Origin of the sequence: Nocardia mexicana NBRC 108244, from assembly GCF_001613165.1 — a bacterium.
GTDB classification, from domain to species: domain Bacteria; phylum Actinomycetota; class Actinomycetes; order Mycobacteriales; family Mycobacteriaceae; genus Nocardia; species Nocardia mexicana.
This window is the reverse complement of sequence record NZ_BDBV01000027.1, coordinates 114889-140461: the sequence shown is the minus strand read 5'-3', so window position 1 is coordinate 140461 and position 25573 is coordinate 114889. Positions and strand designations below refer to the sequence as shown.

Genomic DNA, 25573 nt, shown 5'->3' with positions numbered 1-25573 from the left:
TGTACTACAGTCGCCACAAAATTGATGTTGCATTAATTTTAGAGTGACTACAAACTGTAGGCATGTGTGGAATCACCGGATGGATATCCTTCGACCGAGACCTGGCTCGTGAGCGCGACACCGTCGAGAAGATGACGGCGACGATGGCCGAGCGCGGACCCGACGCCGGGGGTGTGTGGATCGAGGGCCCCGCGGCCCTCGGGCATCGCCGCCTGGCCGTCATCGACCTCGTGGGCGGCACTCAGCCGATGACCGTCGACACCCCGAACGGCGCTGTGGCGCTGGTGTATTCGGGGGAGGTCTACAACTTCACCGAGCTGCGCGCGGACCTCGTGGCGCGCGGGCACCGCTTCCGGAGCCGGTCGGACACCGAGGTCGTGTTGCGCGGCTACCTGGAATGGGGCGAGGCCGTGGTCGAGCGGCTGATCGGCATGTACGCGTTCGCGCTCTGGGACGCCCGCGAGCAACGGCTGGTGCTGATCCGCGACCGGCTGGGCATCAAACCGCTGTATCTGTGGCAGACGGACGACGGGGTGCTGTTCGGCTCGGAACCCAAAGCGATCCTTGCCAACTCGCTGGCTCGCCGGGTGGTCGGGCTGGACGGGCTACGTGAGCTGTTCACGATGATCGCCGATCCGCGGACCGCGGTGTGGGAAGGGATGCGGCAGGTCGATCCGGGCACGGTGGTGACGGTGAGCCGGTCGGGGCTGCGCGAGCGGCGCTATTGGGATCTGGCGACGGCCGAGCACACCGACGATCAGCCGACCACTATCGACACCGTGCGAGACCTGTTGCAGGACAGCATCGCCCGGCAGCTGGTCGCCGATGTGCCGTTGTGCACGCTGCTGTCCGGCGGGCTGGACTCGTCGGCGGTCACCGCACTGGCCGCGGCTCGGCTGCGGGACACGGGCGAGCAGGTGCGGGCGTTCACCGTCGACTTCGCCGATCAGGAGCGCAATTTCGTTGCGGACGAATGGCGTTCGACGCTGGACTCGCCGTTCGCCAGGGAGGTGGCCGGGCACGTCGGTGCGCGGCACAGCAGCGTCGTGATCGACTCCGCGAGCCTGGCGGCGCCCGAGGTGCGGGCCGCGGTGGTCGCCGCGCGGGACCTGCCCTACGGGTTCGGTGATTCCGACGCTTCGCTGTATCTGCTGTCGCGGGCGGTGCGCGAGCATTCCACGGTCGCGCTGTCGGGGGAGTCGGCGGACGAGATCTTCGCCGGATACCGCTGGTTCCATGAACCGGCGCTGCGCGACGCCGGAACCTTTCCCTGGATGGCGGCGATGCCGGACGAGCTGACGCGGCGGACGGGGTTGCTGCGGCCCGAGCTGGTGCGCGCGCTCGACCTCGATGCCTATGTGGCGGAACGGTATTCGGAGGCGGTCGCACCGGTCGAGTCACTGCCGGGCGACGGGCCCCTCGACACCCGGATCCGTCAGCTGTCCTACCTGCATCTGACGCGATTCCTGCGGGCCATGCTCGACCGCAAGGACCGAATGAGCATGGCGACGGGGCTCGAGGTCAGGGTGCCGTTCTGCGATCACCGGCTCATCGAATACGTGCACAACGTCCCCTGGTCGCTGCGCGCCTTCGACGGCCGGGAGAAGAGCCTGCTGCGAGCCGCCACCGCCGACCTGCTGCCGCAGTCCGTCGTGGAACGCAAGAAGGTGCACTACCCACTGGCCTCGGACAGCGCGTATCTGACCGCCCTGCAACAACAGTCGGCCCAAGTGCTCGGCGACCATTCCGGACACCGAGTGTTCGACCTGATCGACACTACCGCCGTCACCAAACTCACCGACCGCCCCACCGACGGCCTCACCCTGCCCGAACGAATCGACCTCGAACAATTCCTGGACCTGGTGGTGTGGCTGGACCACTACGATCCCGTGGTCACAACGGCGTGACCGGGGGTCCCGTCGTCATTCCGGCAAAAAGCGCGCCGGAATGACGACGGGAAATGGGTGTGCTGCGCAGCGGTTGTGCAGTGGTGGTGGGGTTGGGGTGTTGCGGAGTGGGGATGGGAGTGGGTGGAGTGGGGATGGCGTGGAGGAGTGGCGAGTGCCCGACCGCCCCTCATGCGGTCGGGCACTGCCTCCTTATTTCCGGCACGCTTTTGGCCGGACGCTGATCTACTGCCTACCCTCCAGCGCCTTCTGCACGAACTCGTTGGTGTAGGTGTCCTCGAGTTCGATGCTGTCTCGCTTCGGGGAGACGTTGCGGGAGTACTTGCCGAGGATGTTCAGGACATTCTGGGCGCCTTCGGGTTTCATCAAACCGTCGCCGTTGAACATGCCGATGGAGTCGCGGATCGACTGGACGTAGAGGTCCTTGCCCGCCGCGGCGTACTGCGGGGGCATCTGCGCCGCGATCTCTTCCGGCGAATGCGCTTTGATCCACTGCAGGGTCTGGACGAACGCGGTCGCCAGCTTCTGCACGATCTCCGGATGCGACTGCACGGTATCGCATTTCATGTACAGCGACGACGCTGGATACAGGCCGCCCAGCGCGGCCCGGGTGCCCGCCTCGGTGCGCATGTCCACCAGCACCTCGGCATCACCGGACTTGACCATCTGCGCCACCGTCGGATCCGTCGTCATGCCCGCGTCGATGCCGCCGTGGTTCATTCCGGCGATGAACGTCTGTCCCGCACCGACCTTCACGCGGTCGTAGTCGGACGTGGTCATTCCCGCCTGTCCGGCCAGCGCCTGGGTGAGGAAGTCGGTGGACGAACCCAGCGAGGTCACGCCCAGCTTCTTGCCACGGAAGTCGCTGGGCGACTTGATGTTCGCGGCCTGTGCCTTCGACACCAGTTCGGCCTCGCCCGGCACGTCCGCGAACTGCACGACGGTTTTCAGGCACTGATCCTTGGCCTGCAGGTCGACGGTGTGGTCGTAGAACCCGACCACCGCCTGCACGTCACCGGTCAGCAGCGCCGTCTCGGCGCTGGCGCCGGACTGCTCACCCATCAGCTTCACGTCGATGTCGTTGCGGGCGAAGTTGCCCAGCCGCTCGGTGAGCATGGCGGGCAGGTAGATCACCTTCTCCAGGCCGCCGACCATGATGGTAATCTGCGGCCGCCCGTCCGCCATCGGGATCTTGCGCGAATCCCGGCAGCCGGTCACCAGCAGCAGCGAGCAGACGGCGAGCAGTGCCACGGCAATATGCTTGCGATACTTCATGGCTCAGATCCCGTGCCCCGACTGTGCCTGCGACGGGCGCCATTTCAGCAGCCGTCCCTCGGCGAATCCGATGCCCCACTCGGCCAGCAGCGCGACCACCGTGATGATGATCATGCCCGCGTAGATGCCCGCCGCGTCGAACGTGCCCTGCGCATTGGAGATCAGCAGGCCCAGACCCTTGCTGGCGCCGGCGTATTCGCCGACCACCGCGCCGATCAGGGCGAAGCCGAAGGCGGTGTGCAGGCTGGACAGGATCCAGGTGGTCGCGCTGGGCAGCACGATCTGCGACAGCACCTGCCAGCGGCTGGCACCCAGGATGCGGGCGTTGTTGATGACATTGCCGTCCACCTCGCGGGCGCCGGTGAAGGCGTTGAAGAACACCGCGAAGAAGGTCAGCACCACCACGGTGGCGACCTTGGACTCCAGGCCCAGGCCGAACCAGATGATGAACAGCGAGGCCAGCACGATGCGCGGAACGGCGTTGAGCGCCTTGATGAACGGCGCCAGCACCTCGGCCCAGTAACGGCTGCGGCCGAGCAGCACGCCCAGCACGACACCGGCGACCGTGCCGATGGCGAAGCCGAGTACCGCCTCCTCGACCGTGGTGAAGATCTGCAGCCAGATCGAGCCGAACTGCGTTCCCTCGGTGAACCATTCGACGATGCGCTGCCAGATCAGCGACGGCTTCGAATAGAAGAACGGGTCGATCCACAGCGAGGCGGTCAGCTCCCAGGAGCCCAGCCACAGGGCGATCAGCGCGATCCGCAGGCCCCACGTGCGCAGCCGCGACCGGCGGGCATGGCCGCGGGCGCGAGCCAGGATCTGCTCCTCGGTCTCGGCCTCGACCTCCGGTGCGTCGGTGGGGATCTGGTCGATGGTGCTAGGCGACACGGTCGGCTCCCTTCGCGCGGGCGGCGTCGACCTGGTCGCGCAGCGTGCCCCAGATCTCGCTGTACAGTCGGCGGAATTCGTCGGTGAGGCGGACCTCCTCCACGTCGCGCGGGCGGTCCAGGGTGACGCGGAAGTCGCCGCAGACGGTGGCGGGACTCGCGGTCATCACCACCACTCGGTCGGCGAGCACGATGGCTTCCTCCAGGTCGTGGGTGACGAAAATGACCGCGGCGCTGTGCCCGTCACGACGGCCGCCGTTGCCGGCCCACACCCGCAGCAGTTCGTCCTGCATCAGCTGGCGGGTCTGCACGTCCAGCGCGCTGAACGGCTCGTCCATCAGCAGGATCTCGGGGTCGTTGACCAGCGTCTGCGCCAGCGCGACGCGCTTGCGCATGCCGCCGGACAGCTGATGCGGGTAGTACTTCTCGAATCCGGCCAGCCCGACCTTGCGCACCCACTCCGCGGCGCGTTCGCGCGCACGAGATTTCGACGCACCCTGGAACCGCGGACCGAGCGCCACATTGTCGAGCACGGTCCGCCACGGCAGCACCGCGTCCTGCTGGAACATGTAGCCGATGCCGTCCGGGATGCCGTCGACATCCTTGCCGCGCACCAGGGTTCGCCCGGCCGAGGTCTTCTCCAGGCCCGATACCAGCGACAGTGTGGTCGACTTGCCGCAGCCGGTCGGACCGACCACCGCGACGAATTCGCCAGGGGCGACGGTGAAGTGGAGGTCTTTCACCGCGGTGTGAATGCCACCGCCGGATCCGGGGAAGCGCTTGGTGGCGCCCCGGAACTCGATACACGGCTCGCCGTCGGGGCGCTCCATGAGGTTGGTCATGAGGTTCTCCTGAACTCGAGGCCGCCCGTGTGATGTGCGACCGCCGACCGACCATAAGTGCGCCGGGTCACATGAGACCGGGTTGTGCGCACAACCGGCGCAAGCTGCAATACGGGCGTTCTGCTCATTTTGTGCAGGGGCGGGTGGGTGTTCCCTCGTCGCGGCGAAGTTGAAGGAGTACGTCTCGGTAGGCCGACGCTGGGTTTTTGGCCTCCGCTTCGCTCCGGCGGGTTTTCGGCGCCCGGAGTCTCGAGTTTCAGGCGCCGCTGCTGGCTCCTTCGTCGCTTCGCAGCGGCGCCTGAAACTCGAGACGCGCCGAAAACCTCCCAGGTGTAGTTGCTTGGCTATCGCTGCGCGGCCGGGGTTGGCAAGGTGGCGGGGTTGGAGGGTACGGAGACGCTTTGCCCGGGGTTGGTTCCTGGTCGGCTCGCTCCTGCGTCGCATTGCGCTGGGGTGCTGTGTTTCCCGCACCCGTGGCGTGTTCTTGCACCCGCTGCAGCGGATGCGAGGACGAATGCGGGGTGCGCGAAAGGGGTGGCACATGGCGTGCAATCCTCGGTCGAGGGTTGTGATCATTTAGCTCAGGCGTGTAGAACTGCGGGGGTGAACGTGTTCGGCCGCGCTGTGCGGTTGCGGACACAGATCGTGTTGCTGCAGGTCGTGCTGGTTGCGCTGACGCTCGGTATCGCGTTCGGCGTGTTCGCCTATGTGGGCCAGGAGCGGCTGTCCGGGGAGTATGGGCAGCGGGCGTTGGCGATTGCGCGCACCGTGGCGGCCGATCCGCAGGTGCGGTCCGAGACCTCTCGCTACACCGCGGCTACCTTTGCCGAGAATCCTGGGCTGGCCTCCTCGCTCGCCGACGGGCAGCTTGCGCACCTCGCCGAGGAGACCCGCCGCAGGACCGGGGCGCTGTACGTCGTGATCACCGATGATGCCGGGATCCGGCTGGCCCATCCGGACGTCCGGCGGCTGGGGGAGAAGGTCAGCACGGACCCGTCGGCCGCGCTGGCCGGGTCGGAGGTGGTGATTCAGGAGCGCGGCACGCTCGGCGAATCGGTGCGGGCGAAGGTGCCGGTGCTGCGGCCCGACGGCGAGACGGTCGTGGGGGAGGTGAGCGTGGGCATCTCGACAACGGCCGTGCGCGAGCAACTGCTCGCCGACCTGCGCCGCGCCGGACTGTTCGCCGGAGCCGCGCTGCTGGCGGGGGTGATCGGGTCGATGCTGCTGGCGCGGCGCTGGCACGGGCTCACCCTGGGCCTGCAACCGCCCGAACTGGCGGAACTGGTGCGGGAGCAGGCGGCCGTGCTGCACGGTATCGGCGAAGGCGTGGTCGCCGTCGACACCCGGTGGCGTCTCACCGTCGTCAATGACGAGGCCCGTCGACTGCTCGGCATCGACGGCGCCAACGGCACGCCGGTGGACGAGATCGGTTTGACCCCAAGGGTTCTGCAGGTCTTCCGGGCCGCCGACGCGCGGCCCGCGCAGACCGCGGTCGGCGACCGCCTGGTGGTGGTCACCGCCCGCACCGTCAGCCGCGACGGACGGGACCTGGGCGCGGTGCTGAGCGTGCGCGACCGCACCGACGTCGAATCGCTGACCCGCCAGCTGGATGCGGTGCAGTCGATGAGCACCGTGCTGCGCGCGCAGCGCCACGAATTCGCCAACCGGCTGCACCTGCTCAGCGGTCTGCTGCACGGCGGCCGGACGGAGGAGGCGTCGCAGTACATCGACGAACTGCTGGGCTCCGGCCCGCTCGGCGCGGCACTTCCGGGCATGGACGCGATCCGCGACCCGTATCTCCAGGCATTCCTCGCGGCCAAGGCCGCCCACGCCCGCGAGAGCGGCATCGAACTCCGCCTCGGCCCCAACACCTGGGTCGACGCGAATCTCGCTGTGCCCGTGGATGTCACGACGGTCCTGGGCAACCTGCTCGACAACGCCATCGAGGCCGCCCGCGCCGATGGGCTCCTGTTCGACGAGACGCCGGATCCTCCGACCGAGGGTGAGGAGCGGGAGCCGGTGGCGGGATCGACGGCGAAACGTACCCGTGCGGTGGTTACCGGGCGGGCGGATGCAGCAGCCGCTGAGCATGCGCCGTTCGTCTCCGCCGTCGGGGCCGGTGCGGCGGAATCGGGTAACCGGGCGGGTCCGGTCGCGGAACCGGACGGGAATCAGCTCGACTCCGAGCGTGGGGAAGCTTCTGCGAGGCAGGAGAATTCGCCGGTGCCGGGGCGTCGCCGAGGTCGCTCGCCTACACAGAACGGCGACGCTGCCGCAGGCCCGTCGGCACCGGTCGGGTATGTGGAGGCCGAGCTCGTGCAGGAGGGCTCGACGCTGCACATCACCGTGGTCGACAGCGGGGCCGGAGTCGCACCCGACCTGGTGGAATCGGTTTTCGCCGAAGGAGTTTCGACGCGGCCGGACAATGGGGCGCCCGGTGGGCGCGGGGTGGGGCTGGCGCTGTCGCGGCAGGTGTCGCGGGCATTGGGCGGGGATGTGGTGTTGTCGAGCACGGGCGGGGGTGCGTCGCCGCTGCGCGGGGCGGAGTTCATCGCGCGGCTGCCCGGAGTGCTGGTGGAGGGAGAAACCGTATGGGCACAACCGATCTGAGCGTGCTGGTCGTCGACGACGACTTCCGGGTGGCGAACCTGCACGCCGGAATAGTCGCCGCGCTACCGGGATTCGCGGTCGGCGGCACGGCCACGACGCTGGCCGCGGCCCGGTCGGCGCTCGCCGACACCGCGTTCGATCTGGCGCTGGTCGACGTCTACCTGCCCGACGGGTCGGGTGTGGACCTGGTGCGCGAGATCGGCTGCGACGCCATGATGCTCACCGCCGCAACGGAAGCCGCCACCGTGCGCGCGGCACTGTCCGCGGGCGCGCTGGGCTATCTGGTGAAGCCGTTCGACCACGCGGCGTTGGCGACGCGACTGGCCGGTTACGCCCGCTACCGCCGCCTGCTCGCCGCTCCGGTGGTCACGGCCCGCGACATCGATGCCGCCGTCGAGGCACTGCGACCGGCCGGTCCGAGCGGTTCGGCCCCGGCCTCGCCGACGAAAGACTTGGTGCTGCAGGCCGTGCAGCAGTCACCGAGCCCTATGTCGGCAGCGGAAGTATCCGGGGCGACCGGCGTCTCCCGCGCCACCGCCCAGCGCTACCTCGCCAACCTGGTCGCCTCCGGGGCCCTGCGCATGCAGCTGCGCTACGGCAGCACCGGCCGCCCGGAACAGGAGTATTCGGCCGCGCCGTCACGGGCGTGAGCGGGCAGCGCTACGGCGGTCGAGTGCCTTGACCGGCCTGTGTGGACACGAACCGACGCGAGGCGGCATTTTTCGCCGCGCCGTGGCGATCTGTGTCCGCCCAGGCCGGTCACGGCCCTTATACGCGATCCGCGGGCGGGGTGCCCCAGCGCCGTCACCGGATGTGTCGCGCCGTCTTGATGCGCAGGTCATCGACTCTGCGTGAGGTCAGGGTGAGACCGCGAGACCCAAATACTGCGATCCGAGGAATTTCGGGGCCTGCTCCTCGTAGAACCGGTCCAATTCCCGCACCTCGAAACCGGCCTCTTCGATCGCGGCGGCGATATCGCGGTTCAGATTGCAGCCACCGAACAGCGTCTTCTGCACCGGGTTCAGTCGACTCTGCCAGGCCTGCACCTTGGCGTCGGGAGCCAGGCCGTGCTCGACGAAGTGGAAGGTGCCGCCCGGTACCAGAACCCGCCGAATCTCGGCGAGCGCGGTAGCCATCGCGGGGATCGTGCACAGCGTCCAGGTCGACAGCGCGGCATCGAAGCTGTTGTCCGGGAACGGAAGTGACTGCCCATCCAGCCCGGACCGCTGCACCGGCACCGCCGACTGCGCCAGCCGCTTCCCCGCCAGCCGCCACCCCAAATCGGCGGGTTCCACCGCCGTCACCGACTTCACCGCCGCCGGGTAATACGGCACGTTGTGCCCCGACCCGAACCCGATCTCCACCACCCGATCGCTCAGCCCGGCACAAACCCGCCGCCGCAGCCGCTCGTTGGCAGGCAACCCGCAAGCCACATCGACAATCCGCGGCAAAACCTGTTCGCTGTAAATACCCACCCCCCAACTGTGACAACGCACCCCCTCCGACACCACCCTGAACCCACCCTGATTTCCAGCGAGGCGACCGGGGACGAAACGCCGCGGATGAAACCGTTGGCCGAATTTTCCGCCCGCGGGTTCCACGAAGTGGAACCTAAGAGGAATTCGAACCCGGAACCGGTGTCGTGGACGATCGCAGCAGCCTGCCATGCTGGGGCGATGGCTGGGTTCGAGGTGTGGGCGCCGCGGGCGGGGCGGGTGCGGGTCCAGGTGGATGGGCAGGTTCATTCGATGGTGGGGGAGGTGCGGGGGTGGTGGCGAGCCCAGGTGGAGGCCGGTCCGGGGGCGCGGTACGGATTCCTGCTCGATGATGATCCGGCTGTGCTGCCGGATCCGCGTTCGGCGCGCCAGCCGGAGGGGGTGCACGGGCGGTCGGCGCTGCACAGTGTTGATCCCGCCCGGTGGGCCGATGCCGGGTGGACCGGGCGGCAGCTGGCGGGGGCCGTGTTCTACGAGTTGCATGTCGGCACGTTCACTCCCGAGGGGACGTTCGATGCGGCCGTCGAACGCCTGGATCATCTGGTGGAGCTGGGTGTCACGACGGTCGAGCTGATGCCCGTCAATGCGTTCAACGGGGTGTGGAACTGGGGTTACGACGGTGTGCTGTGGTACGCGGTGCACGAGGCATACGGCGGGCCGGACGGACTGCAGCGGTTCGTGAACGCGTGTCACACAAGGGGAATGGCGGTGTCGCTCGACGTCGTCTACAACCACCTCGGGCCATCGGGGAACTATCTGCCACGGTACGGGCCGTATCTGAGCGAGGACCGCAACACCTGGGGGCAGAACATCAACCTCGACGGGCCGGGCTCGGATGAGGTGCGCCGCTTCATCATCGACAACGCGCTGCGCTGGTTCCGTGAATTCCATATCGACGCACTGCGATTGGACGCCGTGCACGCCCTCGGTGATCGCGGCGGCGCCGGGCTCCTGGAGCAGCTTGCGGTCGAAACCGAAAGGCTGTCGGCGCATCTGGGTCGCCCGCTTACGCTCATCGCCGAGAGCGACCTCAACGATCCGCGCCTGATCACCCCGCGCGCCGCGGGCGGCTACGGATTGCACGGCCAGTGGAACGACGATCTGCACCACGCCGTCCACGCCGCGGTCTCCGGCGAACGGCAGGGCTACTACGGCGATTTCGGATCGATGCGATGTCTGGCCGAGACGCTGCGTCACGGATTCTTCCACGCCGCAACGTATTCCAGCTTTCGCGGGCGAATTCACGGTCGCCCCTTGAACACCGAGGTGATTCCCGCCAGCGCGCTGCTGGGCTACACGTGCACGCACGATCAGATCGGCAACCGCGCACTCGGCGACCGTCCGAGCGCCTACCTCTCCGACGGTCAGCTGGCGGTCAAGGCCGCCCTCGTCCTGCTGTCGCCCTACACGCCGATGCTGTTCATGGGGGAGGAGTGGGGCGCGCGAACCCCGTTCCGGTTCTTCACCTCGCATCCCGAACCCGAGCTCGCCGCCGCCGTCGCCGCCGGGCGCAAGGCCGAGTTCGCCGAACACGGCTGGACCGCCACCGACATCCCCGACCCGCAGGACCCCGCGACCTTCGACGCGTCGAAACTCGACTGGTCCGAGCCGTCGAAACCGTCGCACGCCCGGCTGTTGTCCTGCTACCGCGACCTGCTCGCGCTGCGCCGCACCCACCCGGACCTCACCGACCCCCGGCTCCCGCACCTGCACGTCGAGTTCGACGAGGATTATCGCTGGATCGCCCTGCACCGCAACAGAATCCGCATACTCTGCAACCTCGCGGAGACACCGGCCACGGTCCCGTTCACCGGCAACCCGCTGCTGACCTGGGACCCGATTCACCAAACGCCCACCACCACAACCCTGTCCGCCCACTCCTTCGCCGTCCTGGAGTCCGCCACCGACGCCTGATCCGCCCTCCGGCAAGATCGACACCATGTCCACCCACAAGGAGCGCATGCTGCGCGGAGAGCTCTACCGTGACAACGATCCCGAACTGGTCGCCGAGCGACGCCAGTGCCAGACGCTGGTGGACCGCTTCAACGCCGCCGGGGCCGGTGACGACGACGAGCGCCGCGACATCCTCGCCGCACTGCTGGGTGAAATCGGCGAGGGTTCCTGGATCATGCCCCGCTTCCAGTGCGACTACGGCCACCCGATCCGCCTGGGCCGCAACAGCTTCCTTAACTACGACGCGATCATCCTGGATTGTGCCCCGGTCACCATCGGCGACGATGTCTCGATCGGTCCCCGCGTTCAGCTGCTCACCGCCCTGCACCCCATGGAGGACCACGAACTGCGTCGGCGACGCTGGGAATCCGCCGCCCCGATCACGATCGGCGACAACGTCTGGTTCGGCGGCGGCGTCATCGTCTGCCCCGGCGTCACGATCGGCGCGAACACCGTCGTAGGCGCAGGCAGCGTCGTCACCCGAGACCTCCCCGACAAGGTATTCGCCGCAGGTAACCCCTGCCGCATCATCCGCACGCTCTAGGCGGTACCGGCGGCTACGATTGCCACATGTCCCTTCCGCACATCGAGCGGCCCGACCTGCCGGAATACATGACTTGGGAAGAGCTCGAGCGGCTTCCCGAGGAGGTCGCGGAGCAGATCGAGCTGTGGAACGGGCGAGTGGTGTGGGTCCGGCGCGGTCCGTCCGAGCACCAGACCTTCACACGGCGCATGACCAACGAGATCGAGCGCTGTGCGCGGAAGGCCATGTCCGAGCAGCCGCAGCGATGCTGGCGCGTCGAGTCGGAGACGAACGTCTTCTTCGGCCGCAATGGCAAGTCCGACTTCGTGACCCCCGACTTCATGGTCTATCGGTGTCCGGAATTGCCGTATCAGGAGGTGCGGGCGGCCGATGTGCTGCTGGTCGGCGAGGTGTTGTCGCCGTCGAACACCCAGATCGATGTCGAGGCGAAGAAGGGGCGCTACGCGGGGGCTAATATCCCCTGGTACTGGGAAGTGGGCCTGGACCGTGATTCCAGTGCCATAGCTACCGTCCGGGCCTACGCTCTCGAGATCGAGCAGGGATATCTGGTCGAGGGCGTGCGTCCGCTGCGCCCGGTCAACTACATTCTGGCGGCCGAGTGGTCCCGAGATGATGTGGCGGGCATCGAGTTCGAATACCCTCTCCCGATTCGCGTTTCGTGGTCCGATCTCGAATTCTGACCTACCTCGCGGGCGGGATTCGCTGGGTCAGCCAGGTGGTGAGGTAGTCCAGGGCCTGGGGGGCGATCGTGGTTTCGATTTCCGCGTATTCGGCGGGCTCGCCGGTGCCTGCGGGTTGCAGGAGGTGGTTGAGGCCGTCGAAGACGTGGATGTCGGCGTCGGGGTTCGTGGCGAGGAATCGGCGGGCCAGTGGTTCGCTCTGGGCGGGCGGGACCTGCAGGTCCTTGCCGCCGTAGACGGCGAGCACCGGCATGCGCAGCGCCGACAGCGCGGCCGCCGGATCGTAGGTGATCAACGAGGTGAAGTAGAGGCTCGTGAACTCGTCCACCGCACCCGGCGGCAGCTGCTGTTCGGGCGGGCGCGTCGCATTGCGGTCGGTGAGCCAGCGCCGCAGCTGCTCGGTATCGCCGGTGCGGACCAGGGCGGACAGGGTGCTGGTGAACCCGATCTGATCGCGGGTCTCCTCCACCGAGGCGTCGCGGACGGCCAGCTGTGTGCGGGTCTGTTCCATCAGCACGTCGGCGCCGTCGGCCGCCGGACCGGCCAGCATGATCACGAACGCGACCCCGCTGCCGGGACGGGCCGCGACCAACGGACCGAGATACCCGCCCTCGCTGTGGCCGAGCAGGCCGATCCGGTTCCTGTCGATATCGGCCCGGCCGCGCAGGAAATCCATTCCGGCCACGACATCGTCCGACAGATCGGTGTAGGTGGAGCGGTCCAGGGCGCCGCCGGAGCCGCCGACCCCGCGGTCGTCGGTGCGCAGCACGGCGTAACCGGCGCGGGTGAGGGTGTCGGCGAGCAGCAGAAAAGGCTTGTGGCCCAGCAGTTCCTCGTTGCGGTCCTGCGGTCCGCTGCCGGTGATCAGCACGACGGCCGGATACGGTCCCGGCGCCGCGGGCAGGGTGAGCGTGCCCGCGAGGGTCACGGCGCCGCTGGCGTAGGTGACCTCCTCGGCCCGGTAGGGGAACGGCGGCCGCGGCTCCTGCGGTCGCGGCGGGACGGGAACCTCGCCGCGGGCGAAGGTCACCGACTGCGGCTCGCCGGACTGGACGAAGGTGCCGGCGATCGTGTCGGTGCCGCGGTCGTATCTGCCCTGGAAGGTGGGCGTGCCCGGAAGTCGCGGGATGGTGAATTCGACATGGTCGGGGCTGCCGGACACCCGTTCCAGCGGGCGGTCGTAGATGCCCTGGGCAGGCACCGAGACGGTGGCGGTCTCGTCGTTGAACGTCAGCCCCATCGGCACCGGCCCGTCGGGCGACGTCAGCTCGGCCCGCCAGTCGCCGATCAGGGCCCGATCCGTGCCGATCGGCGCGGGCGTCGGGGTGCCGGACGTCGAGCAGGCGCCCACCACGACCAGCAGAACCACCGCCAATGATCGCAACGATCGCATAACCCACGATAGATTTTCCGGTCCGGCCGCCGGGCCGGGTTGCGGGAAAACCCCAGGATTCGTGGGTTCGGCCGGGCTCTCGCGCACGATATCGGGTCGGTCGCGGGAAATCACCAGTCGGACAACATCATTGCCGTGCGCTATCGTTCGGCCGTACCGTGAACATGTGAGCAACGCCGCTTTAACTTTCGGTCCCGCGGACCTACCCGCCGGGGTGGCCGGTCGCGCCGCCCCGGGTTTCGAGCCGCTGGCACGCGCCTTCGCGAGATTCGTCGGTGATCGGCCCGGCGCCGGTGGAGCACTGGCCGTGTACCGCCACGGCGAACCGCTGGTCGACATCTGGACCGGTTCCGCCTCGGCCACCACGCCGTGGACCCGCGATACCGGCAGCATCGTCTTCTCCGCGAGCAAGGGCGTCGCCGCCACGGTCATCCACCGGCTCGCCGACCGCGGGCTGCTCGACTACGCCGCGCCCGTGGCCGAATACTGGCCGGAGTTCGGGGCGGCGGGCAAGGACCGGATCACGGTGCGGCAGGTGCTGACGCACAGCGCCGGGCTGTCCGGGCTGCCGCTGATCGCCGGGGGCCTGGACGAGGTGCTCGATCACGAGCTGATGCAGCAGCGCCTGGCCGCCGCGAAACCCGATGCGCTGCTCGGCACTCCGACCTATCACGCGCTCACCTTCGGATGGTTGCTGGCCGGGCTGGCCCGCGCGCTCACCGGCCGCAGCATGGCCGAACTGTTCCGCAGCGAGGTCGCCGAGCCGCTCGGCGTCGACGGCATCCACCTCGGCCGCCCGCCCGCCGGATCTCCCACCACCGTCGCGCCGCTGGCCGGAACCCGATTGGCGCTGGTGGGGGCGCCGGTGGCCGCGATGTTCCTCGGGCACGCCTACGGCATTCCCGGCGCCGCCGGCGCCGCCGCCCGGGCGCTGTTCCTGCCCGGTCTGGAGGGGCTGCTGGAGGGCGACGACCCGCCGATCCTGGACACCGAGCTGGCCGCCGGAAACGGGGTCTGCACCGCCAACGGCCTGGCCGCGATGTACGGCGCGCTCGCCTCCGGCGGGATGGTGGCCGGTCGGCGCTACCTGTCGCCGGAGACCATGAAGGCGATCCGTCGCATCGAGCGCTACCGGCTCGACCACGCCCTGTTCTACATCCCGATGATGTGGCACCTGGGCTACCACTCGCTGCCGATCCCCGGCGCCCGCACCGGGTTCGGCCATATCGGCCTGGGCGGATCCTTCGGCTGGGCCGAACTGCGCTCGGGCCTGTCGGTCGGCTTCGTGCACAACCGCCTGAGCATCAACAAGCTCAGCTGGGATCAGCTCGCCGCCGGCTGGGTACTACCCCTCGCCGTCCGAGGCGCCCGCACCGCGTCCCGCCGCCCCGTCGGCCTCCCCGCCGAGGAAGCCGCCTGACGCAGGGCCCTTCGCGCACCCCGCACACGCTCCCGCACCCCCTGCAAAGTGCTGCAGGGGGTGCGGGGGTGGGTGAGGGGTGCGAGAACCGGGGGCTAGGTGAGGTAGCGGTAGGCGGGGGAGCCCGGGTCGAGGCGCTCGCATTGGATGGGGGCGTCGTGCATGCGCTTCTGGAGGGCGTCGAGGCCGTCGGGGGAGCCGAGTTCGATGCCGACCAGGGCGGCGCCGGTTTCGCGGTTGTTGCGCTTGACGTACTCGAACAGGGTGATGTCGTCGTCGGGGCCCAGCACCTCGTCGAGGAAGCGGCGCAGCGCGCCGGGCTCCTGCGGGAAGTCCACCAGGAAATAGTGTTTCAGGCCCTGGTGCACCAGCGAGCGCTCGATCACCTCGCCGTAGCGGGACACGTCGTTGTTGCCGCCCGAAACCAGGCACACCACCGTCGATCCGGGGTCCACCGCGATCTCGGCGAGCGCCGCGACCGCCAGCGCACCGGCGGGCTCGGCGATGATGCCCTCGTTCTGGTAGAGCTCCAGCATGGCGGTGCAGATCGCACCCTCGTCCACCTGCATCAGGCGGAACGAGCCTGCGCCCCTGGGGGATTCGGTCGCCATCAGCAGCGGCAGCGAGGCATGCGACCGGATCCGGCTGCCGAACCTCGACACCGCCGCGTACGGCAGCTCGCCGATGCGGCGCACGGCGGCCCCGTCGACGAACGGGTCGATCTCCGGCAGCGTCACCGGGCCACCGGCCACCAGCGCCGCCGTCATCGACGCCGCACCGCCCGGCTCGACCCCGAGAATCGCTGTGGCGGGCGACCTTTCGCGCAGATACGTCCCGATCCCGGCCAGGCAGCCGCCCCCGCCGACCGGCACGATCACCAAATCCGGTGCGGTGCCGAGCTGTTCGAGGATTTCGGCGGCGATGGTGCCCTGACCGGCGGCGGTGCGGGGATCGTCGAACGGCGCCACCATGGTCGCGCCGGTGCGGGCCAGGTCGTCGGCGGCCGCGGCGGCCGCGGCGTCGTAGGTGTCGCCGACGGCGATCAGTTGCACGAAGGCGCCGCCGTGCGCGCGGATGCGGTCGCGCTTCTGCTTGGGCGTCGTGGTCGGCACGTAGATGCGGCCCTGGATACCCATCGAGCGGCAGGCGAACGCCACGCCCTGCGCGTGATTCCCGGCGCTGGCCGCCACCACCCCCGCCGCGCGCTCGGCATCGGACAGCTGCACGATCAGGTTGTACGCGCCGCGCAGCTTGTAGGAGCGGACGGCCGTCAGGTCCTCGCGCTTGACGTAGACGTCCGCGCCGGAGGCCGCCGATAACCGCTCGATCCGCTGCAGCGGGGTCGGCTCGATAATGTCGGAAATTCGCTTGGCGGCAGCATCGATCTCGTCCGCGCTCAGTTCGGGCAGCGGACCGGACATCTTCTGTGCGACATCAAGCGGGTTGGACACCCGATCATGCTAGCTGGCGCCCCCGCTGGCCGATGCCCACGGTCCTGTGGTCACCGGGGGATGAGTAAGGCCGTGCGCAGGGTGTTGCGGTTATGCGGGGGCGAATAACGCTGCGTCCACGGTCTTGCGGTCATCGGGGAACGAGTGCGGCCGTGCCCGCGGTCTTGCGGTCATCGTGGGACGAGTGCGGCCGTGCCCGCGGTCTTGCGGTCACCGAGGGTGAGCATGGCCGTGCTCACGGTTTTGCGTCATGTGGAAGGTGCACGGCGACGCGACTCGTCGACGGCGAGCCGCGTCGCCGTGCAGGCGGGACTACTGCGGGGTGAGGACGAAGACCGGGATCTGGCGGTCGGTCTTCTTCTGGTACTCGGCGTAATCGGGCCAGACGGCGACGGATCGGTCCCACCACAGGGCCTTCTCCTCGCCGAAGACCTCGCGCGCGATGTAGTCCTTGACCTCGGCGCCGTCGCGCAGGTCGACGTGCGGATCGGCCTTGATGTTGTGGTACCAGACGGGATGCTTCGGCGCCCCGCCCAGCGACGCGACGACCGCGTACTCGCCGTCGTGCTCGACCCGCATCAGCGCGGTCTTGCGCAGCTTGCCGCTCTTGGCTCCGCGCGTGGTGAGCAGGATGATCGGCACGCCCTGGAGGGTGTTGGCCTCGGCGCCGTTCGACGACTCGAACTTCTCGGCCTGCTCACGGGCCCAATCCGAGGTGCTGGGTTCGTACTCTCCGGTAAGTGGCATGTCCCACACAATGCCAGGCGCACCGGAAGTTATTCCTCGGGGGAAAAATGTTCGTTGGCCCGAACTTCGCTGTCCGTGTAACCTGACGGCATGGCAGTGGTAGACCCCACCTCGCGCCCCGCGATCGCCTCCCGGCAGGTGATCGACATCGCGGGCACGCCGTGGCCTGTCTACAAACTCGAGGCCCTCGCGCTCGCGGTGGTCACCTGCCTGATCCTGGCCCTGATCACCGGTTCGCTGCAGGTCGCGGTGCTGACCGCCGCCGCCGCGGGGTCGCTGCGCTGGATCATCGGCGCGATGCGGACCTCCGCGCCGCACCGGTCGAATCGCTGACACCGCCCCAGGCACGGCGTACTTCCCCCGACGTCGAATGACCGCCCAGTCGTTTCCTCCCTGATTTCCGGCACGCTTTTGGCCGAAAACCTGCGCGCAGAGTGTGGATCCCGGCCAAAAGCGTGCCGGGAATGGGGGAGTGTGTGCGCTGGTAGGGGAGGAAGAGTGTGCGCTGAGTATGAGGGGGAGCGTGAGCGGTACGAGGGGGAGCGTGAGCTAGGACGGGGAGCGTGTGCGCCGGGATGGCGAGGAGCGTGAGCTAGGACGGGGAGCGTGTGCGCCGGGATGGCGAGGAGCGTGAGCTAGGACGGGGAGCGTGTGCGCCGGGATGGCGAGGAGCGTGTGCGCCGGGTGCGTCGTTGCGATCCGGTTGGCTCCGGATTGGCAGATCGCCAAATCCATGATTACCGCAGACCTGGTGGTGTTAGCGTTAACACTATGTCGGCCCGAGCAGTGACGCCGGGGAGCGTGCTCGACAGCCATTGACCGGCAAGCGCTTTCGACGGTCCGCTGTTGCCGTGGGCGAGGGCCCGGCGGCGACACCGCTAACCTGAATTCGGGAACAACCGGGGCCGCGCGGGTACGGCGGTCCGGAAGGCAGAGGCTGTGAGCGAGCTTGCGAGCAAACCGAAGAACAGAGTCAGCGGATGGGCCGGTGTGGCCGAGCGCTCGTTCATGACAGGACCGGACGTGAGCGAGGCGGCGCCATGAGCGGGCTCGCGAGCGAATCGTCGGCGCCGCGCCCTCCGCAGCAGCGGCCCGCGGTGATGACCGATGTCGCCAAGCTGGCGGGGGTTTCTCACCAGACCGTGTCGCGGGTGCTCAACGCCAGCCCGCAGGTGCGGCCCGAGACGCGGGAGAAGGTGCTGCGGGCGGTCGCCGAACTCGGGTACCGGCCCAATGCGATGGCGCGCGGGCTGGTCAGCCGGCGCTCCAAGGTGCTCGGCGTCGTCACCTTCGACACCTGCCTGTACGGCCCCGCGTGCATGATGCTGGGCATCGAGCAGCATCTGCTGGATCTGGGGCACGCCACTGTGTGGCATGTGTCGGGCCCGAGCGATTCGCTCGAATCCCGCGACCGGATCGATGGCTGGCGGCGCACGCTCACGGCCGCGGGCGCCACGGTCCCACCGCCCATCGGCGGGGACTGGAGCGCGCGCTCCGGCTATGAGGCGGGCCTGATGCTGGCCGCGCAGCCGGGCGTGACCGCGGTCTTCACCTCCAACGATCAGATGGCGCTGGGCCTGCTGCGCGCCTTCGCCGAACGCGGGATCCGGGTACCCGAGGACGTATCGGTGGTGGGGTTCGACGACATCCCCGAGGCCGCCTACCTGTCGCCGCCGCTGACCACCGTGCGCCAGGACTTCGACGAGGTGGGTCGCCGCAGCATGGGGCTGCTGCTGCAACTACTGGAGGCCGAGGGCGAGGTCCCGGCGCCGCCGCCCGTGGTGCCGACACTGGTGGTGCGGGAGAGCTCGGCCGCGCCCCGCCCGGTTTGATTGCTCCGGCGAGGCGAACGCGGGGGCCGGATCGTGGCCCATGTGTGCGCACACGTCTCAGCTAGGACACCTCTGTGTGTGTCGTACAGGGGAAATAGCCTCCAGCTACTAATGTCCGGCCCATGTCGTGTGTCCTGTGGAAGGTGTGCCTCGCCGCTGCGGCCGCGGTCGTGGTGAGTGCGCCGATCGCGGCTGCGGAGCCCGAATCGCTGCCCCCGCACGAGAAGACCTTCCCCTCGCCGTTCGGCAGTTTCACCGTCGGCAGCCGCGACGAGACCGTCAACCGGATCCCGCCGCTGAACATGATGGGCACCACGCGCGAGGCACTGGTCGGCAACGTCACCTACGGCCGCATCGACGGACCGGCGGGAGGCAAGCTGAAGACCGGCTACCACGTCGGGTGCGCGGTCGCGATCGGCGCCGGAAATGTGGGTGTCATGCCCGATCTCGAAACCGGCATCGAAGGGGCGCAGACGCCGATTCCGCACGCCCTGGTCGACCCCGGCCTGGTAGCGACGGTGAACCTCACTCCGGGCGAGGTCAAGGAACTTGCGGTCGCGGAGAAGGAGCTCATTCCCGGCAAGGACGTGCAGATCGTGACGCGCGACTTCCACATAGTGGTGAACGCCTGCAGCGGACCCGTCACCATCAGGCAGTTCACCTACCTGTACGCCAAGTCCGCCGAAGTCGACGACAGCGGAGCGGTTTTCGGCGAATCGACCTGGTTGTGACTCCGGGGCCGGGGACCCGGAATCGGCTGTGCCGCTAGCTCGTCAGGCAGCCGGGGCCGAGCAGTGCCTTCAAATCGCCCATCAGGGCCGAGGACGGTGAGACGCGCAGGTTGTCGGCGACCCGGAGCATCGTCGTCTTCTCGCGGGAGCCGAGGTGGCGGATGTGCACGTCGGCGGTGCCGGGGTGGCTCGACAGCACCCGCTTGAGCGCGCCGATCTTGTCGGGGGTGCACAGGCGCGTCGGAATCGTCACGGCCAGCGGCTTTTCCACGCCGATCGAGGACAGGTCCGGCACCGCCAGATCGTTGGCGATCAGCGAGATGCGGTCGTCGCGCACCGAGACCCGGGCCTTCACCAGCACCACCGCGTCCTCGACGACGTCCATGCCGTACACCGAGTAGGCCTGCGGGAAGAACAGCACCTCGATACCACCGGTGAGGTCCTCCAGTTGTGCGGAGGCCCAGGCCATGCCGTTCTTGTTGATGCGGCGGGTGACCGAGGCGAGGATGCCGCCGATGGTGATCTGCGCGCCGTCCTTCACATCGCCGTCGAGGATGCTCGGGATCGGCGTGTCGGTCTGCGCGGCCAGCACGTGCGCCACACCGTCGAGCGGATGCCCGGAGACGTACAGGCCGAGCATCTCCCGCTCCAGCGCGAGCTTGTGCTTGGTATCCCATTCCTCGTCGGGCACCTTGACGTCGAAGACCGACGACACGGTGTCGTCGCCGTCGTCCAGGCCGCCGAACAGGTCGAACTGGCCGATCGCCTCGGCCTTCTTGGTGGCCATCACCGAATCGATCGCATCGGAGTGCACCAGCATCAGGCCCTTGCGCGGATGCCCGAGCGAATCGAAAGCGCCCGCCTTGATCAGGGATTCGGTGACCTTCTTGGTGCAAGCGATGGCATCGATCTTGTTCAGGTAGTCGGAGAAGTCGGTGAACTTCGACTTCTCCTTGCGCGCCGCGATGATCGAGGCCACCACGTTCGTGCCGACGTTGCGCACCGCGCCCATGCCGAAGCGGATGTCGTTGCCGACCGAGGCGAAGTTGTTCTCGGACTCGTTGACATCGGGCGGCAGCACCTGGATGCCGAGGCGGCGGCAGTCGGCCAGATAGACCGCGGCCTTGTCCTTGTCGTCGCCGACGGAGGTGAGCAGGCCCGCCATGTACTCGGCCTTGTAGTTGGCCTTGAGATACGCGGTCCAGAACGACACCAGGCCGTAGCCGGCGGCGTGCGACTTGTTGAACGCGTACCCGGCGAACGGGAGGATGGTGTCCCACAGCGCCTTGATGGCCGCCTTGGAATAGCCGTTGTCCTGCATGCCCTTTTCGAAGCCCTCGAACTCGGCCTCCAGGACCTCGGCCTTCTTCTTGCCCATGGCGCGGCGCAGAATATCGGCTCGGCCGAGCGAGTACCCGGCCACCTTCTGCGCGATCTGCATGATCTGCTCCTGGTACACGATCAAACCGAACGTGTCGGCCAGGATGTCCTTCAGCGGCTCTTCCAGCTCCGGATGGATGGGCTTGACCTCTTGCCGCCCGTTCTTGCGGTCGGCGTAGTCGTTGTGGGCGTTCATGCCCATCGGGCCGGGGCGGTACAGCGCGAGCACGGCGACGATGTCCTCGAAGCCGGTGGGCTGCATGCGGCGCAGCAGGTCGCGCATGGCGCCGCCGTCGAGCTGGAACACGCCGAGGGTGTCGCCGCGGGCGAGCAGCTCGTAGGTGGCCGTGTCCTCGAGCGGCAGGTTCTCCAGGTCCAGGTCGATGCCGCGGTTGGACTTGACGTTCTCCAGGCAGTCACCGATCACGGTGAGGTTGCGCAGGCCCAGGAAATCCATCTTCAGCAGGCCGATGGCCTCGCAGGACGGGTAGTCCCAGCCGGTGATGATCGCCCCGTCCTGGGCACGCTTCCACAGCGGGATCGCGTCCATGAGCGGCTCGGAGGACATGATGACCGCGCAGGCGTGCACGCCCGCGTTGCGGATCAGGCCCTCCAGGCCGCGGGCGGTCTCGTAGATCTTGTTGACGTCCGGGTTGGTGTTGATCAGTTCCCGGACCTCGGTGGCCTCCTTGTACCGCTCGTGCTCGGGATCCATGATTCCCGACAGCGGAATGTCCTTGGCCATGATCGGCGGCGGCAGCGCCTTGGAGATCTGGTCGGCGATGGCGAAGCCCGGCTGGCCGAACTGCACGCGCGCCGAATCCTTCAGCGCCGCCTTGGTTTTAATGGTGCCGAAGGTGATCACCTGGGCGACCTTGTCGCTGCCCCACTTCTCGGTGGCGTAGCGGACCATCTCACCGCGGCGGCGATCGTCGAAGTCGATATCGATATCGGGCATCGACACGCGCTCCGGATTGAGGAAGCGCTCGAACAGCAGACCGTGCGGGATCGGGTCCAGGTTCGTGATCCCCATGGCGAAGGCGACCAGCGATCCGGCCGCCGAACCACGGCCCGGGCCGACCCGGATGCCGACCTCCTTGGCGTGGTTGATCAGGTCGCCGACGACGAGGAAGTACGCCGGGAAGCCCATCTGGATGATGACGTTGAGCTCGAACTCGGCGCGGTCGATGTACTCCTGGCCCACGCCGCCCGGGAACCGCCGCTCCAGCCCGCGCATGACCTCGTGGCGCAGCCAGCTGGCCTGGTCCTCGCCCTGGGGGACCGGGAAGATCGGCATGCGGTCGCGGTGGGCCCACACCTCTTCGTAGGACTGCACGCGCTCGCCGATGAGGACCGTGTTGTCGCAGGCGTCGGGGACCTCGGCCCAGAGGGCGCGCATCTCCTCGGCCGACTTCAGGTAGTAGCCGCTGCCGCCGAACTTGAACCGGTTCGGATCCGACAGCGTCTTACCGGTCTGAATGCACAGCAGCGCCTCGTGATTGGTGGCGTCGGACTCGTGCACGTAGTGGCAGTCGTTGGTGGCCAGCGGCGGGATATCGAGCTTCTTACCGATCTCGAGCAGGCCCTCGCGCACCCGGGTCTCGATGGACAGCCCGTGGTCCATCAGCTCCAGGAAGAAGTTCTCCTTGCCGAAGATCTCCTGCCACTTGGCCGCGGCCTCCAGTGCCTCGCGCTCGTGGCCCAGCCGCAGCCGGGTCTGCACCTCGCCGGAGGGGCAGCCGGTGGTCGCGATGATGCCCTCGGCGTACTGGGCGATGATCTCCTCGTCCATGCGCGCCCACTTGCCGAGCTGGCCCTCGATGGAGGCCAGTGACGACAGCTTGAACAGGTTGCGCAGGCCGGTCGCGTTCTCGGCGACCATGGTCATGTGCGTGTAGGCGCCCGAGCCGGACACGTCGTCGCTCTTCTGGCTGGGGTCGCCCCACTGGATGCGCTTGGTCTCGAATCGGGAGGCGGGGGCGATGTAGGCCTCGATGCCGATGATCGGCTTGATGCCCTGCTTCTTCGCCGAGTTGTAGAACTCCGAGGCGCCGTACATATTGCCGTGGTCGGACATGCCGACCGCGGTCATGCCGAGCCGCTCGGCCTCCTTGAACAGCGGCGTGATCTTCGCCGCGCCGTCGAGCATCGAGTACTCGGTGTGGTTGTGGAGGTGAACGAATCCCGAGGCTGACACGGCTTGAGATTATGCCCCGCCACCGACAAGAAACGGGGATCTGGGTGACCCTCACGCGAAAGCGCATGTGGTAGCGGTGAAGTCGTGTCGGAGGGTGACCGGCGGGCGGGCGGCGGACGCCGGGCTCGTGCGTGGGCGACCCCGATCCGGGCGCCTCGGGGCCGCTCGCGGGTTGCGGTACGCAGTCGCGCGGCGGTCGTACGCCCGCAGCGCAGGGGTCGTGTACGACCCCCCAGGGCGTTTGCCGACCGCAAACCCGAAATTTTCCGTATCCATACAGAACCCGACGAACGGTGGTCGGGACGCGAGTAGCCTTCTGATCGATCGGCGGTTTCCAGTAGCCCGATCTCAGCGGGGAGTCGGGGTCAGTTCCTACGCCGTCGATCCTCTTTCAATATCACTTTGCGCGGCCTTTCGGCCACGCATTCACGGAGCATGTCATGACACAGCCACGCGTCGTTCCCCTGCAGAATTTGATCGTCTTCGGCGACAGCCTTTCCGACATCGGGATCATGAACGACACCTACCTCGGAATGGTCGCCAAGACCACGGGTGCGATGACAACCAATGAGACCGGTCGCTACAGCGACGGGCGAAATTGGACCGATTACATGTACGAATGGGTGGGCTCGGACAAACTGGTTGCCCTGGACGCCGCGACGACGAAGAAGAACTCCAAGAAATACCAGACGCTCACCGATCAATCGCTGATCCCGCTGTCCAACTCGGTCAAGGACGGGCCGCTGGTGTGCTACGCCAATCTGGCCAAGGGCGGCGCCGTGGCGGCATCGGACGTGCTGGCCAAGGGTGGGGCGCTGTCCTACCTCAGCGCGCAGTGCGACCAATACCTCGATCAGCGAAAGAAGTTGGGGGCCAAGTTCACCGGCGATACGCTGCACATCGTCTGGATCGGCCTGAACGACATCGTCACCTGCAACCGGGCGGATACCGACGCGGGTATGGAGCGCGTCTACGACAAGGCGCCCGCGGATGTCGCGACGCTGGAGCCGCTCTACAAGAAGGTCCCGGCGGACGAGCACACGCCGCTGCTGGCCGAGCACAATCCCGAATACATCCTCGGCAAGGCCCTGGAGGGGGCGACCAAGGGCGAGGGTGTACTGCCGATGGTCTACGACGTCGTCAAACTGTGCAACCGCATCGTCGCCGCGTTCCCCGACGAAAGCCATAAGCAGCATTTCCTGTTCCTGAGCCTCCCGGATCCGAATATCGCACCGCGGATCGTGGCCTTGAAGGCGGCGGGAAAACTGGCCCTGGTGAAGCAGTACGTGGATCTGACGGTCAGATTCAACAAACTCCTTCGCAGCGTCGCCACGGCGGGCTGGCAGGAGACCGAGAACGGTGTCCTACCGCAGAATATGACCTTCGTCCCGATGTACGAGCGGCTGCGGTATGTCGCCACCCATCCGACGGATTTCGGCCTGCGGTCGAAGGCCCAGCTCGACAAGTTGACCGTGAAATACGGTGGCTCCGGCGAGGATACGCAAGAAATGGCGGAGGCGCGCAATTTCTTCACCACGACCGACGCGGCCCACCCCACCGAGGCCGTGTACCGGCTCATCGCCCTGGAAATCGCCGACACCATGGTTGCCAAGGGGTACGCCCTGGGCAGGCTGAACCCGACGAGATGGGCCGAGGATCGGCAGTACGTGTAGCCGCCGTCCGCTGAGAGCGGTGGTGGGGCGACCGTGTGACTGGTAGCGTCGCGCGGCGTATCGGCTTGACCATCACCAACCATTCTGGGGGTAATGATGCGTTCGATCGGATCCCGCGCGGCCCTGGCGGCCGCTGCTCTCGGCGCCGCCGCCACCGTAATCGCCACTGCCGCACCGGCTTCCGCGCAGGCCAACGGTGGCAAGTTCACCAGGGTGTATTCCCTGGCCAACGGCCCCTGCGCCGCGGTCGTCGACTCCTCGGTCACCGGCAACGCGTATCCGAGTTCGGCCGCATTCACGGTCAGCACCACCATGTACGGCGTCGGCAGCTGCTCGCTGGACGTGACCCTGAACTGGCGCCACGTCGAGACGGGTCAGACCGGTACGGTCACCCGCCACGCCAACGGGCCCGGCTACTGGGGGACCGACGGCCGCGGTTCGATCTTCAGCCCCGGCGTCTACGGCGACTTCGTGGGCACCGTCACCGTCGGTGCCGCGCACATCCCCGAACCCGGCGAGGTGCGGTTCTCGGTGCAGCAGTACCGGGGGTAG

The 25573-nt window shown here is 68.0% G+C and carries 20 protein-coding genes; 12 read left to right on the top strand and 8 right to left on the bottom strand.

The window, feature by feature from the left end:
* The first annotated feature begins 62 nt into the window (after positions 1 to 62).
* Entirely contained in the window at positions 63 to 1907 is a 1845-nt protein-coding gene (gene asnB / locus NM1_RS11760; RefSeq protein ID WP_068018123.1) for an asparagine synthase (glutamine-hydrolyzing), read from the top strand.
* A 225-nt stretch (positions 1908 to 2132) separates the two neighbouring features.
* Here the strand turns inward: asnB and NM1_RS11755 are convergent, their stop codons facing one another.
* The 3 genes from NM1_RS11755 to NM1_RS11745 are packed head-to-tail and all read right to left on the bottom strand — an operon-like array spanning position 2133 to position 4914.
* Complete coding sequence (locus tag NM1_RS11755) at positions 2133 to 3182, bottom strand: ABC transporter substrate-binding protein (protein WP_068018120.1); 1050 nt, start codon at positions 3180 to 3182, stop codon at positions 2133 to 2135.
* 3 nt (positions 3183 to 3185) lie between these two features.
* Complete coding sequence (locus NM1_RS11750; protein ID WP_084519438.1) at positions 3186 to 4073, bottom strand: ABC transporter permease; 888 nt, start codon at positions 4071 to 4073, stop codon at positions 3186 to 3188.
* The gene (locus NM1_RS11745; RefSeq protein WP_068018116.1) at positions 4063 to 4914 is read right to left on the bottom strand and encodes an ABC transporter ATP-binding protein; all 852 of its coding nucleotides are present in this window, start codon (positions 4912 to 4914) and stop codon (positions 4063 to 4065) included. Before NM1_RS11745 ends, NM1_RS11750 begins: the two co-directional genes overlap by 11 nt.
* A 624-nt stretch (positions 4915 to 5538) precedes the next feature.
* On the opposite strand from NM1_RS11745, the gene NM1_RS11740 reads away from it, so the two are divergent.
* Both NM1_RS11740 and NM1_RS11735 read left to right on the top strand, forming a co-directional pair.
* Complete coding sequence (locus NM1_RS11740; protein WP_084519436.1) at positions 5539 to 7524, top strand: ATP-binding protein; 1986 nt, start codon at positions 5539 to 5541, stop codon at positions 7522 to 7524.
* Positions 7506 to 8174 carry a response regulator gene (locus NM1_RS11735; RefSeq protein WP_068018113.1) on the top strand — a complete coding sequence of 223 codons (669 nt, stop codon included), beginning with the start codon at positions 7506 to 7508 and terminating at the stop codon, positions 8172 to 8174. The genes NM1_RS11740 and NM1_RS11735 overlap by 19 nt, the downstream gene beginning before the upstream one ends.
* A gap of 207 nt (positions 8175 to 8381) precedes the next feature.
* Here the strand turns inward: NM1_RS11735 and NM1_RS11730 are convergent, their stop codons facing one another.
* Positions 8382 to 8999 carry a class I SAM-dependent methyltransferase gene (locus tag NM1_RS11730; RefSeq protein WP_068018109.1) on the bottom strand — a complete coding sequence of 206 codons (618 nt, stop codon included), beginning with the start codon at positions 8997 to 8999 and terminating at the stop codon, positions 8382 to 8384.
* A gap of 201 nt (positions 9000 to 9200) precedes the next feature.
* Here NM1_RS11730 and treZ point away from each other — a divergent pair, with 201 nt between their 5' ends.
* From treZ to NM1_RS11715, 3 genes are read left to right on the top strand one after another with little or no spacing between them, the layout of a single operon-like run.
* Positions 9201 to 10934, top strand: a complete 1734-nt coding sequence (treZ, locus tag NM1_RS11725; protein ID WP_068018106.1) for a malto-oligosyltrehalose trehalohydrolase — start codon at positions 9201 to 9203, stop codon at positions 10932 to 10934.
* A 25-nt stretch (positions 10935 to 10959) separates the two neighbouring features.
* Positions 10960 to 11517 (top strand): sugar O-acetyltransferase, encoded by a 558-nt coding sequence (locus NM1_RS11720; protein ID WP_068018103.1) that lies wholly within the window; start codon positions 10960 to 10962, stop codon positions 11515 to 11517.
* 26 nt (positions 11518 to 11543) lie between these two features.
* Positions 11544 to 12197 (top strand): Uma2 family endonuclease, encoded by a 654-nt coding sequence (locus NM1_RS11715; RefSeq protein ID WP_068018099.1) that lies wholly within the window; start codon positions 11544 to 11546, stop codon positions 12195 to 12197.
* A gap of 1 nt (position 12198) precedes the next feature.
* On the opposite strand, the gene NM1_RS11710 is transcribed toward NM1_RS11715, so the two are convergent.
* On the bottom strand, positions 12199 to 13566 hold the full coding sequence (locus NM1_RS11710; RefSeq protein ID WP_246011362.1) for an alpha/beta hydrolase family protein: 1368 nt from the start codon (positions 13564 to 13566) through the stop codon (positions 12199 to 12201).
* Between the two features lie 190 nt (positions 13567 to 13756).
* Here NM1_RS11710 and NM1_RS11705 point away from each other — a divergent pair, with 190 nt between their 5' ends.
* On the top strand, positions 13757 to 15010 hold the full coding sequence (locus NM1_RS11705) for a serine hydrolase domain-containing protein (RefSeq protein WP_068018090.1): 1254 nt from the start codon (positions 13757 to 13759) through the stop codon (positions 15008 to 15010).
* Between the two features lie 95 nt (positions 15011 to 15105).
* On the opposite strand, the gene ilvA is transcribed toward NM1_RS11705, so the two are convergent.
* Both ilvA and NM1_RS11695 read right to left on the bottom strand, forming a co-directional pair.
* Positions 15106 to 16431, bottom strand: coding sequence for a threonine ammonia-lyase IlvA (ilvA, locus tag NM1_RS11700; protein WP_114699622.1), 1326 nt, complete (start codon positions 16429 to 16431; stop codon positions 15106 to 15108).
* Between the two features lie 342 nt (positions 16432 to 16773).
* The gene (locus NM1_RS11695; protein ID WP_068018084.1) at positions 16774 to 17208 is read right to left on the bottom strand and encodes a nitroreductase family deazaflavin-dependent oxidoreductase; all 435 of its coding nucleotides are present in this window, start codon (positions 17206 to 17208) and stop codon (positions 16774 to 16776) included.
* Positions 17209 to 17298: 90 nt separating this feature from the next.
* On the opposite strand from NM1_RS11695, the gene NM1_RS11690 reads away from it, so the two are divergent.
* The 3 genes from NM1_RS11690 (at position 17299) to NM1_RS11680 (ending at position 19771) form a co-directional block, all read left to right on the top strand.
* On the top strand, positions 17299 to 17541 hold the full coding sequence (locus NM1_RS11690; RefSeq protein ID WP_068018081.1) for a hypothetical protein: 243 nt from the start codon (positions 17299 to 17301) through the stop codon (positions 17539 to 17541).
* A 707-nt stretch (positions 17542 to 18248) separates the two neighbouring features.
* A complete protein-coding gene (locus tag NM1_RS11685; protein ID WP_068018078.1) occupies positions 18249 to 19040 on the top strand; it encodes a LacI family DNA-binding transcriptional regulator in 792 nt (263 codons plus the stop codon).
* A 122-nt stretch (positions 19041 to 19162) separates the two neighbouring features.
* On the top strand, positions 19163 to 19771 hold the full coding sequence (locus NM1_RS11680) for an MspA family porin (protein WP_068018076.1): 609 nt from the start codon (positions 19163 to 19165) through the stop codon (positions 19769 to 19771).
* Positions 19772 to 19805: 34 nt separating this feature from the next.
* Here NM1_RS11680 and dnaE read toward each other — a convergent pair whose 3' ends face one another.
* The gene (gene dnaE / locus NM1_RS11675) at positions 19806 to 23348 is read right to left on the bottom strand and encodes a DNA polymerase III subunit alpha (RefSeq protein WP_084519434.1); all 3543 of its coding nucleotides are present in this window, start codon (positions 23346 to 23348) and stop codon (positions 19806 to 19808) included.
* Positions 23349 to 23788: 440 nt separating this feature from the next.
* Here dnaE and NM1_RS11670 point away from each other — a divergent pair, with 440 nt between their 5' ends.
* Complete coding sequence (locus NM1_RS11670; RefSeq protein WP_068018073.1) at positions 23789 to 25021, top strand: SGNH/GDSL hydrolase family protein; 1233 nt, start codon at positions 23789 to 23791, stop codon at positions 25019 to 25021.
* A 93-nt stretch (positions 25022 to 25114) separates the two neighbouring features.
* Positions 25115 to 25573 (top strand): hypothetical protein, encoded by a 459-nt coding sequence (locus tag NM1_RS11665; RefSeq protein WP_246011361.1) that lies wholly within the window; start codon positions 25115 to 25117, stop codon positions 25571 to 25573.